Annotated in this window: 15 protein-coding genes; 13 read left to right on the plus strand and 2 right to left on the minus strand. The window is 62.1% G+C overall.

The genetic code is table 11. The features are described from left to right. The first annotated feature begins 32 nt into the window (after positions 1-32). From yghU to M0808_RS17000, 4 genes are all read left to right on the plus strand, one after another. Positions 33-872, plus strand: a complete 840-nt coding sequence (gene yghU / locus M0808_RS16985; protein WP_247841955.1) for a glutathione-dependent disulfide-bond oxidoreductase — start codon at positions 33-35, stop codon at positions 870-872. 230 nt (positions 873-1,102) lie between these two features. Further along, complete coding sequence (locus tag M0808_RS16990; RefSeq protein WP_247841956.1) at positions 1,103-1,471, plus strand: hypothetical protein; 369 nt, start codon at positions 1,103-1,105, stop codon at positions 1,469-1,471. Positions 1,472-1,537: 66 nt separating this feature from the next. Then, on the plus strand, positions 1,538-2,389 hold the full coding sequence (locus M0808_RS16995) for an AraC family transcriptional regulator (RefSeq protein WP_247841957.1): 852 nt from the start codon (positions 1,538-1,540) through the stop codon (positions 2,387-2,389). Positions 2,390-2,433: 44 nt separating this feature from the next. Then, the gene (locus M0808_RS17000; protein ID WP_047294860.1) at positions 2,434-2,820 is read left to right on the plus strand and encodes a cupin domain-containing protein; all 387 of its coding nucleotides are present in this window, start codon (positions 2,434-2,436) and stop codon (positions 2,818-2,820) included. Between the two features lie 113 nt (positions 2,821-2,933). On the opposite strand, the gene M0808_RS17005 is transcribed toward M0808_RS17000, so the two are convergent. Next, on the minus strand, positions 2,934-3,518 hold the full coding sequence (locus M0808_RS17005) for a TetR family transcriptional regulator (RefSeq protein ID WP_247841995.1): 585 nt from the start codon (positions 3,516-3,518) through the stop codon (positions 2,934-2,936). Positions 3,519-3,665: 147 nt separating this feature from the next. On the opposite strand from M0808_RS17005, the gene M0808_RS17010 reads away from it, so the two are divergent. The 4 genes from M0808_RS17010 (at position 3,666) to M0808_RS17025 (ending at position 7,612) form a co-directional block, all read left to right on the plus strand. After that, positions 3,666-4,766, plus strand: coding sequence for an alkene reductase (locus M0808_RS17010; RefSeq protein ID WP_247841958.1), 1,101 nt, complete (start codon positions 3,666-3,668; stop codon positions 4,764-4,766). 39 nt (positions 4,767-4,805) lie between these two features. Continuing rightward, positions 4,806-5,594 (plus strand): SDR family oxidoreductase, encoded by a 789-nt coding sequence (locus M0808_RS17015; RefSeq protein WP_139054775.1) that lies wholly within the window; start codon positions 4,806-4,808, stop codon positions 5,592-5,594. An 82-nt stretch (positions 5,595-5,676) separates the two neighbouring features. Then, positions 5,677-6,546 (plus strand): alpha/beta hydrolase, encoded by an 870-nt coding sequence (locus M0808_RS17020; protein WP_139054774.1) that lies wholly within the window; start codon positions 5,677-5,679, stop codon positions 6,544-6,546. 67 nt (positions 6,547-6,613) lie between these two features. Next, positions 6,614-7,612 (plus strand): NADP-dependent oxidoreductase, encoded by a 999-nt coding sequence (locus M0808_RS17025; protein ID WP_247841959.1) that lies wholly within the window; start codon positions 6,614-6,616, stop codon positions 7,610-7,612. 14 nt (positions 7,613-7,626) lie between these two features. Here the strand turns inward: M0808_RS17025 and M0808_RS17030 are convergent, their stop codons facing one another. Further along, on the minus strand, positions 7,627-8,823 hold the full coding sequence (locus tag M0808_RS17030) for an MFS transporter (protein ID WP_247841960.1): 1,197 nt from the start codon (positions 8,821-8,823) through the stop codon (positions 7,627-7,629). Between the two features lie 243 nt (positions 8,824-9,066). Here M0808_RS17030 and M0808_RS17035 point away from each other — a divergent pair, with 243 nt between their 5' ends. The 5 genes from M0808_RS17035 (at position 9,067) to M0808_RS17055 (ending at position 15,197) form a co-directional block, all read left to right on the plus strand. Next, entirely contained in the window at positions 9,067-9,999 is a 933-nt protein-coding gene (locus tag M0808_RS17035) for an AraC family transcriptional regulator (RefSeq protein ID WP_247841961.1), read from the plus strand. Positions 10,000-10,088: 89 nt separating this feature from the next. Next, a complete protein-coding gene (locus M0808_RS17040; RefSeq protein ID WP_247841962.1) occupies positions 10,089-10,544 on the plus strand; it encodes a (2Fe-2S)-binding protein in 456 nt (151 codons plus the stop codon). After that, the gene (locus tag M0808_RS17045; protein ID WP_247841963.1) at positions 10,544-12,796 is read left to right on the plus strand and encodes a molybdopterin cofactor-binding domain-containing protein; all 2,253 of its coding nucleotides are present in this window, start codon (positions 10,544-10,546) and stop codon (positions 12,794-12,796) included. The genes M0808_RS17040 and M0808_RS17045 overlap by 1 nt, the downstream gene beginning before the upstream one ends. Before the next feature lie 17 nt (positions 12,797-12,813). Further along, a complete protein-coding gene (locus tag M0808_RS17050) occupies positions 12,814-14,166 on the plus strand; it encodes a cytochrome c (RefSeq protein ID WP_247841964.1) in 1,353 nt (450 codons plus the stop codon). An 11-nt stretch (positions 14,167-14,177) separates the two neighbouring features. Further along, on the plus strand, positions 14,178-15,197 hold the full coding sequence (locus M0808_RS17055) for an XdhC family protein (protein ID WP_247841965.1): 1,020 nt from the start codon (positions 14,178-14,180) through the stop codon (positions 15,195-15,197). Positions 15,198-15,204 lie beyond the last annotated feature (7 nt).

Consider the following 15,204-nt stretch of genomic DNA (forward strand, 5'->3'; position numbering starts at 1 on the left):
ATTCTCGGCAAGTTCACCATGAGGCCCATTTCATGAGTAAAGCGCCCTACGTACCGCCCAAAGTCTGGAAACACGAAGCCCCGTCCGGCGGCCATTTCGCCAGCATCAACCGCCCGATTGCCGGGCCGACGCATGAAAAGACCCTGCCCGTGGGCAAACACCCGCTGCAGTTGTATTCACTGGCGACGCCCAACGGCGTCAAGGTGACTATCCTGCTGGAAGAATTGCTCGCACTGGGGCACACCGAGGCCGAGTACGACGCGTGGCTGATCCGCATCAACGAGGGCGATCAGTTCTCCAGCGGTTTTGTCGAGATCAATCCGAACTCGAAGATTCCGGCGCTGCTCGACCACAGCGTACAGCCGCCGATTCGGGTATTCGAATCCGGTTCGATCCTGCTGTATCTGGCAGAGAAATTCGGCGCCTTCCTGCCGAAAGATCCCGCCGGCCGCACGGAAACCCTGAACTGGCTGTTCTGGCAGATGGGCGCCGCACCTTATCTGGGCGGCGGTTTCGGGCACTTCTACGCGTATGCGCCGGAGAAGCTCGAATACCCGATCAACCGCTTCACCATGGAGGCCAAGCGTCAGCTCGACGTGCTTGACCGGCGCCTTGGCGAGAGCCGCTATCTGGCGGGCGACAGCTACACCATCGCCGACATCGCGGTCTGGCCGTGGTACGGCCAACTGGTGCGCAACAACGTGTATGCGGCCGCCGAATTTCTAGCGGCCCACGAATACACCCACGTGCAGCGCTGGGCAGAAGAAATCGCCCAACGCCCGGCAGTCAAGCGTGGCCAGCGGGTCAATCGCACCTGGGGTGACGAGGCGAGCCAGGTTGCGGAGCGACATCAGGCCAGCGATCTGGACTGACGCCACATTCCCACAAAGATTTGTGCTGGACAGGGGCATTCCGGTTCACAGCAACCTTTGTGGGAGCGAGCTTGCTCGCGAAGGCGCCAAGTCAGTCAACACTGACATAACAGACCTACCGCTTTCGCGAGTAAGCTCGCTCCCTCAGGGAATTCGGGTTGGACATGAGGATTTGTGAACCTCAGCAATTACATTGAGACCACACCACCACTGTCGTCAAAGGATCTGCAATGCCCCCTGGAAAACGTGAACTGGCGCGGATCGAGCGGCGCTTGATTGCCACGCTCACCGACGCATGTGAAGCCGCAAAAGCTGAAATCCAGGGCTTCACCTGGCTGACCCACACCGCTGACCTGAACGCGTTGGCGGCGACCCTGAATGTCACTTGGGTGTTCGACACCGAAGCCGACAAAAACCTCGCCCTGACTGACGCCAAGGCACGCCTCTTCGAACTGACGGCCACTGCGCTGAGGGAAGCCGATATCGACCTGTCCCCTTCAGAGCGCAACGTGCGTTTCGACTCCGAGGAGGAATGCCAACGCACGCACGGTGGCAACTGGCGTGAGCGTCTGGCGCAAAATACGCGAGGGCAACGGTGACACCCTGCTTTCGATCAGGTTGGCTATCATCGCTCGCAGCAGGCTTCTCTCAGAGACAGTGAAACCATGGAACAGCCCAGACCAGATCCAGATTCCGATTGGGTAGTGCGCAGCACACAGCCGGGGCGGATAGAACGTATCGAAGCCCGGTTTGGCGGCCATGGCTACCACCCACATCGGCACGATACTTACTCGATCGGTCGCACACTCTCTGGCGTGCAAAGCTTTCACTACAAGGGCAGCCTGCGCCACGGCTTACCGGGAAATACCTTGCTCCTGCATCCTGATGAACTGCACGATGGCATGGCCGGGACCGAAGCGGGGTTTCGCTATCGAATGGCCTATATCGATCCGGCTTTGATTCAGCAGGTGTTGAAGGGTGAACCGCTACCCTTCATTGCCGGCGGTCTGTCCAGCGACCCGCGCCTGTTTCGCGCCAGTGAAGCGTTCGTGCAGGCGATGGATTACTCACTTGATCCGCTGGAAGAACAGGACGCCCTGTTTGATCTGGCAATGGCCCTGCGCGCCGTGGCCGGCAAACCTCGCGGGCGCAAACTGCTCGATTACCCGGCAGCCGAGCGCGCAAGGGAATTCATCATGGCTCACCTGCACCAGAGCATTACGCTGGAAATGCTGGAGCACGCCAGCGGCCGTGAAAGATGGAGCCTCTCTCGGGACTTCAGAGTGCTGTTTGGCACCAGCCCCTATCGCTTCGTGACCCTGCGTCGCCTGGATATATTGCGCACGCTGCTGCTTGACCGATTCTCGCTGGTGGATGCCGCACTGGCTGCGGGTTTTCACGACCAAAGTCATATGACCCGGCACTTCACCCGCACTTATGGGGTATCTCCGTCGCGTTGGCTGGAACGCGTCCTGGGGCAAAGACAACTTGCAGGATCGTACAAGCATCGCCAATAACCCCTCCGCTAGGCTGACGACTTCTGTCTGATAGAGGATTTGTCATGCCACATACCAGCAAAGTACCAGCACTGCACGCCATCAATCTGGCGCAGAAATCCGCGCTGATCGATCAGCAGTGGAGCCCCCGTGTGGTCGCCGAAATGAATGACTACCAGTTCAAAGTGGTTCGCATCGAAGGTGAATTCATCTGGCACTCCCACCCGGAAACCGATGAGGCCTTTATTGTGATCGAGGGCACGCTGCGGATCGACCTGCCCCATGGCAGCGTATACGTCGAACCGGGTGAGCTGTACGTCGTGCCGCGCGGGATCGAACATCGGACGGCAGCGGAAGGAGAAGCGCGCCTGATGATGATCGAGCCTCGGGGGGTGCGTAACACCGGGCACGAAGGTGGCGAGCGCACGGCTGACAACGACGTCTGGATCTGAGCAGGAGGCGCCGTCAATCTGCGATTTGACGGCGCCTTTTTTGAGTGGCGGGCCGTTGGTTGGCCGCTGATCGACGGGCGATTTTGTACTGGGTTTACTGAGCGAGCACCGCCTCAGACCACCTCTTCGTCAACCGGCAACGAAGCCAGCATTTCAGCGCGGCACACCTCAAGGATCTCGTCGGCCAGCGCGGAATCATCCGGACAGGCGCGCGACAGCACAATCGCGCCGACAGCCCGCGACAGCAGGTCGATCATTTTCTTTCTCCCCTCGCCCGCCACGGCGTCCGGCCCGATTGGATATTTGTCTCCGAGGGTCTGCAGGGTGCGCTCGATCCCTTCGGCAAACGTCGTTTTCACCTCATCCGATTGACGCGCCGCGTCGCCACACAATGCGGCCATGGTGCAACCGCTGCCACGTCCGTCGCGATGTTCTCTCGTCACATAGACATCGATGAAGCCAGGCACGTCGAGCGCTTCGGCGCCTGCCAGCGACTTGGCAAGACTGCAGGACGCGGCTTCAGCCATCAGGTCGGCCTTGGAGCCGAAATGCTTGTAAAAACCACCGTGGGTGAAACCGGCAGCCGCCATGAGATCCGCCACACCGACGCCGTCAAAGCCACGCTCACGGAACAGCTCGGAAGCGGTCTCGACGATGTGTTCTCGATTGGCCTGCGCCTGGGCCTTGGTCACTCGCACGTGCAGTACCTCGTGTTCATTGGGAATGCTTGCGCCAATCATACATAGATGCTGGTCATAATCAAAACCGTTGACAGTTTAGATTTCGATCATCATCCTAATTGCACGCACACCGATCTCCACCAACGGGCACGGAAGAAATACCAGATGAGTAACCAGACTCTGTTCACCCCTTACACACTTGGCGACCTGACGCTGTCGAACCGCGTGGTCCTCGCACCGCTGACTCGCAACCGTGCAGGCGCAGGCTTTTTACCCAGCGAGTTCGCGGCCACCTATTACAGCCAACGCGCCAGCGCCGGCTTGCTGATCAGTGAAGCCACGCAGATTTCCCGACAAGGTCAGGGCTATCAGGACACCCCGGGAATCTACACGCCGGGGCAGATTGACGGCTGGCGCCAGGTGACCGATGCAGTCCATGCCAAGGGCGGAAAAATCTTTCTGCAACTGTGGCATGTCGGCCGCGTGTCGCACGTTGATCTGCAAGAAAACGGCGCCGCCCCCGTGGCCCCTTCTGCGCTGCGCGCCGCCACCAAAGTCTTCGTCAACAATCGCTTTGAAGATGTCTCGGCGCCGCGCGCGCTGGAGACCAGCGAACTGCCAGGGATCGTCTCGGATTTTCGCCAGGCTGCGGCAAACGCGATTGCCGCCGGGTTTGATGGTGTGGAAATTCACGGCGCGAACGGCTATTTGCTCGATCAATTCCTCAGGGACAGCGCCAACCTGCGTACCGATGCGTATGGCGGCTCGATTGAAAACCGGGCGCGTCTGTTGCTTGAAGTGACGGCGGCCGTCGTTGATGAAATCGGCGCCAATCGCACCGGTGTGCGCCTGTCTCCGGTGTCGCCGGCCAACGGCGTCTCCAGCAGCGATCCGCAGGCGCAATTCGATTACGTCGCCGAGCAACTCGATGCCCTCGGCGTGGTTTATCTGCACGTGGTCGAAGGCGCGACCGGTGGCCCGCGCGACGTGGCGCCCTTCGACTTCGGCGCACTGCGCCAGCGCTTCAAAAACACCTACATCGCCAACAACGGCTATGACTTGGACCTGGCGACTTCGCAGCTCGCCGAAGACCACGCCGACCTGATCGCCTTCGGTCGTCCGTTCATTGGCAACCCGGATCTGGTGGAGCGCCTCAAGCAGGGCGCGCCATTGTCCGCGTTCGATCCCGCCACCCTCTATGGCGGCGGTGCGGCAGGCTACATCGACTACCCGACGCTGGCTGAATCAAGCATCAGCGCCAACTGAGCGCGTTCTGTTTCTCACATCCTGAAAGAGAGATCCCCCATGAGCACTCGCCCTACTGTTCTGATCACTGGCGCCTCCACCGGCATTGGCGCGGTCTACGCCGAGCGCTTCGCGCAACGCGGCCACGATCTGGTACTGGTCGCCCGCGACCAGGCACGCCTGGACGCACTTGCAGCCCGCTTGCGCAGCGAACACGACGTCACCGTCGATGTGATCCCGGCGGACCTGACCCAACTCGCTGATCTGAGCACCGTTGAAAGCCGCCTGCGCGACGACGCCGGCATCGGCATCCTCGTCAATAACGCCGGCGCCGCCCTCTCCGGTAACTTCATCGACCAAAGCACCGACAGCGTTGCGCAACTGGTCGCCCTCAACACCACCGCACTGGTGCGCCTGGCCAGCGCCATCGCTCCACGTCTGGTCAAGGCCGGTGACGGCGCGATCATCAACATCGGTTCGGTGGTGGGTCTGGCACCGGAGTTCGGCATGACCGTCTACGGTGCGACCAAGGCCTTCGTCCTGTTCCTGTCCCAGGGACTGAGCCTGGAACTGTCACCTCAGGGCGTCTACGTGCAAGCCGTACTCCCCGCCGCCACCCGTACGGAGATCTGGGATCGCTCCGGCATCGACATCAACACCTTGAGTGACATCATGGAAGTGGGCGATCTGGTGGATGCCGCTCTGGTCGGCTTCGATCGTCGCGAACCGGTAACCATCCCGCCGCTGCACGAAGCGCAACGCTGGGATGATCTGCAAGGCGCACGTCAGGGCCTGATCGGGCAAATCCGTCAGTCTGCGGTTGCCCAGCGCTACCTCGACCCACAGTGATTGTCTGGTAGCGAACACGCGCGGCGGATTCGATGCAGGCGCAAGTCACTGCATCGAATCCGGCTCGCGATCCGGAGCAGAAATGAATCAAACCCTGGCAAATAACCACACTTGCACGTCGACGTCGTTCAGCAACGCGGCGAATCAGTCGATCACGGTCAACGGCGTGCGCTTCGCTTACCGCGACATCGGCCCCGCGATCGGCGTGCCTCTGGTGCTGTTCAACCATTGGGGCGCCGTGCTGGACAACTTCGATCCCGCGATCATTGATGGCCTGGCACGAACCCGACGGGTCATTACCACTGACTATCGCGGTATTGGCGGCTCTGGTGGAACCGCGCCACTGACTGTCGGTGAAATGGCAGACGATGCCATTCAGTTGATCCGGGCGCTGGGCTTGGAAACCGTTGATGTACTGGGATTCTCGCTCGGCGGCTTCGTTGCTCAGGACATTGCCCTGAAGGCGCCTGATCGGGTGCGTCGCTTGATTCTGACCGGTACCGGTCCGGCCGGCGGCAGCGGTATCGACAAGGTCGGTTCGGTGACGTGGCCATTGATCCTCAAAGGCTTGCTGACCTTGCGCGATCCCAAGGTCTACCTGTTCTTCACCTCGTCAGCCAATGGCCGTCGATCTGCGGCGCAGTATCTGCGACGCCTGAAAACACGCAAAAACAATCGCGACAAAGGCCCGACACCGAGCGCTTTTCTGCGCCAGTTGAAAGCGATCACCGCGTGGGGCCAACAGCCGCCGCAAGACCTCGGACGCTTGCGCATACCCACGCTTATCGTTAACGGCGACAGCGACATCATGGTGCCCAGCGTCAACTCGATGGCGCTGGCCAAGCGTATTCCCAACGCACAACTGGTGATTTATGAGGATGCCGGCCACGGCGGGATTTTCCAGCACTGCGTTGATTTTGTCGCCAAGGCGCAGGCATTCCTCGACGCCTGACGACACGGCGCAGCAACACCGCAACGCGCCAGCTACCCTCCTTACAACCGCCAAGAGCCGCACTACGATGAAAGCATTTCTGATTGATCGCTATGGAAAGAACACCGGGCGCATTGGCGAAGCGTCTGCCCCTGTGGTGGGTGTCCGTGATGTCTTGATCGAGGTACACGCCAGCAGCGTCAATGTGCTGGATTCGAAGATCAGCAGTGGCGAGTTCAAGCTGATTCTGCCCTATGCATTACCGCTCATACTGGGCAATGATCTGGCGGGTGTCGTGGTTGAGGTTGGCTCACAGGTGACGCGGTTCAAACCGGGAGACGAGGTTTACGCTCGCCCGCCGGAAACGCGGATCGGAACGTTCGCCGAATGGATCGCCGTGGACGAAAACGCGGTCGCACGAAAACCTGCCAATACCAGCATGGCACAAGCCGCGTCCCTGCCTTTGGTCGCGTTGACGGCGTGGCAAGTACTGATCGAAACCGCACAACTGAAAAAGGGTCAGAAAGTACTGATTCACGCGGGATCCGGTGGGGTTGGCAGCATTGCCATCCAGTTGGCCAGACACCTCGGCGCCTTCGTCGCCACGACCACCAGCACCGCGAATATCGAATGGGTCAAGGCACTGGGGGCCGATCTGGTCATCGACTACAAACAGCAAGACTTCGAAAGCGTCCTGCACGACTACGACGTGGTGTTGAACAGCCTTGGCCCGGACGTTTTGCAAAAATCACTCAAGGTCCTGAAGCCCGGCGGCCAGCTCATTTCCATCTCGGGCCCGCCCACTGCACAGTTCGCCCAAGAACAAGGCTTGTCCTGGCCATTGCAACAGGTCATGCGCCTGTTGAGCTTCGGTATCCGGCGCAAGGCGCGCAAGCGGGCGGTCAACTACACGTTCGTCTTCATGCGGGCCAATGGTGCACAACTGCAAAAAATTGCCACGCTGGTCGAGGAGGCAATCATCCGACCGGTGATTGACCGCAGCTTCTCGTTTGCCTCGACGGCAGAGGCGTTGAAGTACGTCGAGCAGGGGCGCGCCAAGGGCAAGGTCGTCGTTACGCTCAAATGACAACGTGCCCCTCGTCAGCCGGCCGCGTTCGACTCGACCAGATGAACTTCAGTCGCACTGCGACCGGCGCACCAGGCGAGCACCGACGCAATCACCAACACCGCCGCGCTGAGTTCGAAGGTGGCTTTATAACCGCTCAGATCAAACGCCAGTCCACCGACGATGGCCCCTGCGGCGATGGCCAGTTGCACGATGGCCACGAGCAAGCCTCCGCCGGCTTCGGCATCCTCCGGCAGCGTCTGCGCCAGCCAGGTCCACCAGCCCACGGGGGCCGCCGTGGCGACCAGCCCCCAGAGCCCGAGCAGCAACGCAGTCAGCAACGGCGAAGCACCGAAGTTGACCAGCGCCAATGCAATGACCGCCATTATCAGCGGGATAACTGTCAGCGTGCGGTACAGGCCAGTGCCGAGGAATCTTTCGATCACAAAGGTCCCGATGAAACCGGCAAGCCCCAGCCCCAGCAGCATCAAGGACAGGGTTGCAACGCTGACCCCGGTGACCCCCTCCAGAAAGGGCCGCAGGTAAGTGAACAGCATGAACTGCCCCATGAAAAATACGCTGACGGCGACCATCCCCAAGGCGACCGGCCATTGCTTCATCAGCCGCAGGGCGTTGCCGCTACCGGCCTGACGCTCAAGCTTGAAGGACGGCAGACTGATCAGCAGCCATATGGCCGCCAGCGCGGCGACCGGAACCACACAGAAGAACGCGCCGCGCCAGCCTATCAACGCGCCGAGGAAACTCCCCGCCGGAGCGGCGATGACCGTCGCCAGCGCGTTTCCACCGTTGACGATTGCCAGTGCCCGGGATACTTGATCAGGCGGCACCAGACGCATCGCGGTTGCCGCCGACAACGACCAGAAACCGCCAATGGCGATGCCGATCAAGGCCCGCCCGAACATGAACGAAGGGTAGCCCGGCGCGAATGCGACCACCGTACCCGAGACGATCATCAGCAAGGTCAGACCCAGCAACAGCTTCTTGCGCTCGACGCGAGCAGCGACCGCTGCAATCACCAGGCTGGTCACCAGGGCGAATGCCCCGGACACGGAAATCCCCTGCCCGGCCTGACCTTCGCTGATGTGCAGTTCGGCGGCAATCGGCGTCAGCAGGCTGACCGGCATGAACTCTGAAGCGACCAGCGCGAAGGCGGCCAGCGACATGGCCAGCACGGCGCTCCAGCCGCGTTGTTCTGTAGAAAGGGAAGTCATGGGAATTACCTGTATTGCGAGAGGCGTCCGGGCGATTGCCCGGACGCGCTGTTTTTTACGGCGCCAGGATCGCATCGTCGAATCGCGTCAATCCCGTAATGGTTTGACACATTCTCCCGGTCGATTCACCTCTGCCCTAGTGCATTCCTCTTGAATGCTTGCCTGATCCTCTGAGGATGCAGGGTGGTGTATAGGAATCGCCTGTGCAGCGGATTAGAGTTCGTTCAACAGGAGTTGCCCGACATGATCCCTACCCCGCTGCGCCACCAATCACCTCTGGCGTTGAACATTGACTCGCGCGTGAGCGTGCCGGGTGACTTCGCCACGTCGATAGCCGGCCTGTCGCTGTTTCGTCGCGATCAGCCGGCGCCACCGACCGTGTGCATGATCGAGCCGAGCCTGATTCTGGTGGGCCGTGGGGAAAAGCGCTTGTGGGTCGGCGGTGAGGGTTACCGCTACGACCCTTCGCGGTTTCTGGTCACCTCGCTGGATCTGCCCGCCAACTCCGAAGTGCTTGCAGCCAGCCCCGAACAGCCCTGTGTCGGGCTGGTGCTGAAACTGGATGTCGGCATGCTCGCCGAGATCCTCAGCAAAGGTGGCCTGCCTGCGAAACGGCAGCCGTCGATGAACACCGGCGCTGGCATTGGCAACCTGTCGTGCGCGCTGGAAGGCGCGCTCGAGCGCCTGCTGGCATTGCTCGACGAGCCTGAGGCGATCCCGGTGTTGGCGCCGCTGGTGCTGCGGGAAATCCACTATCGGCTGCTCCATACCGATCAAGGCGCGCGGCTGCGGCAGATCACGGCCGTCGATGGCCAGGGTTATCGCATCGCCAAAGCCATCGACTGGCTCAAGGTCAACTACACCGAGGCGCTGCGCATCGATGAACTGGCGGCGCGGGTGCAGATGAGCGCACCGACCTTTCACCACCACTTCCGCCAGCTCACCGGTATGAGCCCGCTGCAGTACCAGAAGTGGCTGCGACTGAACGAGGCGCGCCGGCTGATGTTGATGGAGCGTCTGGACGTTTCGCGAGCGGCATTTGCGGTCGGTTATGAAAGTCCCTCGCAGTTCAGCCGCGAATACGCACGCCTGTACGGCACCGCACCCAGTCGGGACATCGCGCTGCTGCGTGGCGACCCCTTCGCCGCAGAAGCACTGGGCAATACGGCCAGTTGAGCAAAAAAACACGCTTTACCGGTGAGGCGCCACGCAGCGTTTCACCGCTTATAAAAATGCACGTCAACCGATGATCGAGCGGGTGAACCATGGAACTACGAATCAACCAGAAAACCTATCAGGTCGATGCCGACGCCGATACGCCCCTGCTGTGGGTGATCCGCGATGATCTGGGCATGACCGGCACCAAGTACGGCTGTGGACTGGCGCAGTGCGGCGCCTGTTCCGTGCTGGTGGACGGCAACGTGGTGCGCTCGTGCGTCACGCCGGTGGCCGGTGTGGTCGGCCGCGAGGTCACCACCATTGAGGCGATCGAGGCCGATGACGTGGGCAAACGCGTGGTCTCGACCTGGGTTGATCTGCAGGTCGCCCAGTGCGGCTACTGCCAGTCCGGGCAGGTGATGGCGGCCACGGCGCTGCTCAAGCAAACCCCCAAACCAAGTGACGCGCAGATCGAGGCGGCGATGGTCAACCTGTGCCGCTGCGGCACGTACAACGCCATTCATGCCGCCGTGCATGAGCTGGCCGGCAAGGGAGACGCCTAATGAACGTGCGTATCGATCCGTCCCAGGAAGCATCAGCACTGGCTCTGCACGAACCGATCAACGTGTCGCGCAGACGCTTCCTGGCCGGCACCGCCGTTGGCGCACTGGTGCTCGGTTTCGGCCTGCCGCTGGGCACGACTCGGGTGCAAGCGGCTGTGGCGGCCGCGACTGCCGAGCGCGGCACGCAGGTGCCGGCGTTTCTGGAAATTCGCCCGGACAACCGCGTGCGCCTGCTCTGCCCGTTCATGGAAGGCGGACAAGGTACGTTCACCGCGATGGCGCAGATCGTCGGTGAAGAACTGGATGCCGACCCGTCGACGTTCCTGGTCGAAGCCGCGCCGCCCGGCGAAGCCTATGTAGTGATGGAAAACGGCATGCGCATCACCGGCGGCAGCATGTCGGTGCGCATGAGTTACCCGGTGATGCGCCGCCTCGGCGCCCTCGCCCGCGCCATGCTGCTGCAGGCCGGTGCGCAGAAACTTGGGGTGCCGGTGGGTGAACTGAGCACCGAACCCGGCAAAGTCGTGCACGCCAAGTCCGGGCGTTCGGTGGCCTACGGCGAACTGGCCGAGCACGCCATGGATCTGCCGGTTCCCGATCCGGCCTCGGTGCAACTGCGTGATCCGAGCCAGTTCCGCTGGATCGGCAAACCGGTGAAGCGCGTCGATGCCTACGACAAGTCCACGGGCAAGGCGCTCTACAGCATCGATCTGAAGGTCGACGACATGCTCCACGCCGCCGTTCAACATGCCCCGCGTCTGGGCATGACCGTGGGCAACCTGCGCAACGAAGAGCAGGTCAAGGCGATGAAAGGCGTGCATTCCGTGCATCGTCTGCCGGGTGCCGTGGCCGTGGTCGCCGAGCGCTGGTGGCACGCCAAACGTGCAGTGGAAGCAATACAGGTCGACTGGCAGGAACCCACAGCCGACAGCCAGGTACGCTCGATGCCTGCGGACTTTTCCAGTGACGCCTGGCTCAAGCGCCTGGCTGACGACAAAGGCCCGGCCAGGGATGATGAAAATGAGGGCGACGTGGCTGCAGCTCTGGCGAACGCCAAAACGCGGATTGACGCCACTTACAACAACCAGTACCTGAACCACGGTCAGTTGGAGCCGCCGTCGGCGCTGGCCCGATTCAATCCCGACGGTTCGCTGGAAGTCTGGCTGCCGAATCAGGCGCCGGACATGTTCCGTGCCGACATCGCCAAACGCACCGGGCTGGATCCGTCGCGCATCACCTTGCATTCGCCATTGCTCGGGGGCTTCTTCGGTCGGCATTTCCTTTACGACGCCGCCAGTCCCTACCCGCAGGCAATCGAGTTATCGAAAGCGGTTGGCCGCCCGGTCAAACTGATCTGGAGCCGCGAGGAAGAGTTCCTTCGCGACGTGCTGCGTCCGGTGGCAGCGGTGAATTTCCGCGCCGCGCTGGACAATGACGGCTGGCCGCTGGCAATTGAAGCGATCAGCGCCACCGAAGGCCCGACCGAGGCGCTGGCCGGCAAACAGGGTGAAAAACTCGACCCGACGGCGCTTGAAGGCTTGTCAGGCAAGTCCTATGCGATCCCCAACAAGCGCATCGCGCAGATCTATGCCAAAGGCCCGGCGATGCTGGGTTACTGGCGTTCGGTGGGCAATTCGCTCAACGACTTCTTCTACGAATCGTTCCTTGACGAACTGGCCGACAAGGGTGGCAAGGACCCGTTCGAATTGCGCCTGCATCTGCTGCGCGACAACCCACGACTGACTACGCTGCTGCACGCAGTGGGCGAGCTGTCGGGTGGCTGGAAGCGTGGGCCGTTCACCGCGGCGGACGGCAGCAAACGTGCGCGAGGCGTGGCGATGGCTTCGCCGTTCGGCACTCAGACCGCTGTGATCGCCGAGGTCTCTATCGAGAACGGGCAGGTCAAGGTGCACGACATCTGGCAGGCAATCGACCCCGGCAGCATCGTCAACCCGGCGATTGTCGAAGCACAGGTCAATGGCGCGGTGGCGCTGGGCCTGTCGCAGACCCTGGTGGAGGAAGCCGTGTGGATTGATGGCAAACCGCGCGCGCGCAACTACGACTTGTATCCGATCCTGCCGCCTGCGCGGATGGCCCGGGTCCACGTGCGTGTTGTCGAGAGCGGGGAAAAAATGGGCGGCATCGGCGAACCACCGTTGCCCGCTGTCGCGCCCGCCGTCGCCAATGCGGTGGCAACGCTGACCGGGCAACGGGTGCGCAGCCTGCCCATGAGCCGACACACCTTCACTTGATCAGCGCCGGAGCGTCCATGAATAACAGCCGATTCGCAAGAACCGCTGGCTGGCTGGCAGTGCCGTGCCTGGTCGCGGCAGGCCTGCTGGCCTGGTATGTCACCCGCGAGCCTGTCTCGCGCCTTGAAAACAACCACACCGCCGTGGCCGATATCGACCCGGCGCTGGTCGCGCGTGGCGAATACGTCGCCCGACTCAGCGATTGCGTGGCGTGCCACAGCGTGCCGGGCGGTGCGCCGTTCGCTGGCGGCCTGGAAATGGCCACACCACTGGGCGCGATCCACGCGACCAACATCACCCCGGAGCCGGAAACCGGCATCGGTCGCTACAGCCTGGCGGACTTTGACCGTGCGGTGCGCCATGGCGTGGCCCCCGACAGCCGTCGTCTGTACCCGGCGATGCCCTACCCGTCCTACGCCAAGCTCAGTGACGACGATGTGCGAGCGCTGTACGCGTTTTTCATGAAAGGCGTGGCACCGGTCAAGCAGGCGAATATCCCGAGTGCGATTCCTTTCCCGTTGAACCTGCGCTGGCCGATTGCGTTGTGGAACGGTGTCTTCGCCGATACCGAACCTTACGTGGCCAAACCGTCGCAGGATGCCGTGTGGAATCGCGGCGCTTATCTCGTGCAAGGCGCCGGGCACTGCGGCAGTTGCCATACGCCGCGCGGTCTGGCGTTCAACGAGAAGGCTCTGGATGAATCCGCCACGCCGTACCTCGCCGGCGCCTTGCTCGATGGCTGGTACGCGCCGAGCCTGCGTGATGATCACAACACCGGCCTGGGCCGCTGGAGCGAACCGGAGATCGTGCAGTTCCTCAAGACCGGGCGCAATAAACACGCGGTGGTTTACGGCTCGATGACCGAGGCGTTCAACAACTCCACGCAGTTCATGAGCGATGACGATCTGACCGCGATCGCCCGTTATCTCAAGTCATTGCCGGGGGATCCTCAGCGCGACGGCCAGCCATGGCAGTACCAGGCGGTTTCGGCGACGGAACGTCTGGACGCGCCCGGTGCTCATACCTACGTCACGCGCTGTGCTTCGTGCCACGGTTTGGACGGCAAGGGCCAATCCGAATGGATGCCGCCGCTGGCCGGCGCCACGTCGGCACTGGCCAAGGAAAGCGCCTCGGCGATCAACATCACCCTCAACGGTTCGCAACGGGTGGTGGCCGCCGGAGTACCGGACGCCTATCGCATGCCAGCCTTCCGCGAACAGTTGTCGGATCAAGAGATCGCCGAAGTGCTGACCTTCATGCGCAGCACCTGGGGCAATCAGGGCGGTGCCATTGAACCGCAGGCCGTCAACAAGCTGCGTGAACGTACGGATCCGGCCAGCAGCAGCCCGATCATCCTGCAAATGCGTTAGAGGAACGTTTGATGGAAAGCATCGACTTGCTGGTCCTGCGCACCGCGCGGGACTGGCTCGCCGCCGGCGAGCAAGTGTTGCTCGCCACGGTGGCGCGCACATGGGGCTCTTCGCCGCGCCCGACAGGGTCGATGATGGCCTTGCGTAACGACGGTCGCGTGATCGGCAGCGTGTCCGGCGGCTGCATCGAGGACGACCTGATCCATCGCTACACCACCGCGCATGGCGGCAGCGGCCTCAAGGACAGTGCGCCCGAGGTGGTGCGCTACGGCGTCAGCGCCGACGAGGCGCATCGTTTCGGTTTGCCCTGTGGCGGCACGCTTGAGCTGATTCTTGAGTTCAACCCGTCCTGGCAGGTGCTCGACGAACTGCTGGTGCAACTGGATGCCGGGCAACTGGTACGCCGCTGCCTGGCACTGGATAACGGTCGCGTCACACTGCAAGCCACGGCAACTCCTGAGCAATTCAGTTTCGACGGCCACCGGATGCTCAATACCCTCGGGCCGGGGTATCGGCTGCTGATGATCGGCGCCGGCGCGCTGGCCGAGTATCTGGCGACCATGGCGCTGTTCAACGGCTTCAAGGTCGCGGTGTGCGACCCACGTGCGGAATACATCGAAACCTGGGCGGTGAACGGTGTGGAGCGGATCATCGGCATGCCGGATGACGTGGTGCGCGACTTCGCGGTCGATCTGCGCACCTGCATCGTCGCCTTGAGCCATGATCCGCGACTCGACGATCTGGCGCTGCTCGAAGCCCTTCACAGCCCGGCGTTTTACATCGGCGCCATCGGTTCGCGGCGCAATAGCCAACTGCGCCGCGAACGTCTGATCGAGCATTTTGGTGAGACCCAGGCATCACTCGAACGGCTGCACGGGCCAATCGGCATCTACATTGGCAGCAAGACACCGGCGGAGATCGCCGTCAGCGTGATGGCCGAGATCCTGGCCGCGAAGAATGGCGCCAATTTGCCGAAGGCGTTTTCGATTGCCAGAGCCAAGGCGCAACAGGGTCTGGCGCAATCGCATTGAGCCCCGT

Origin of the sequence: Pseudomonas sp. MWU12-3103b, from assembly GCF_023100615.1 — a bacterium.
Classification (GTDB): domain Bacteria; phylum Pseudomonadota; class Gammaproteobacteria; order Pseudomonadales; family Pseudomonadaceae; genus Aquipseudomonas; species Aquipseudomonas putida_A.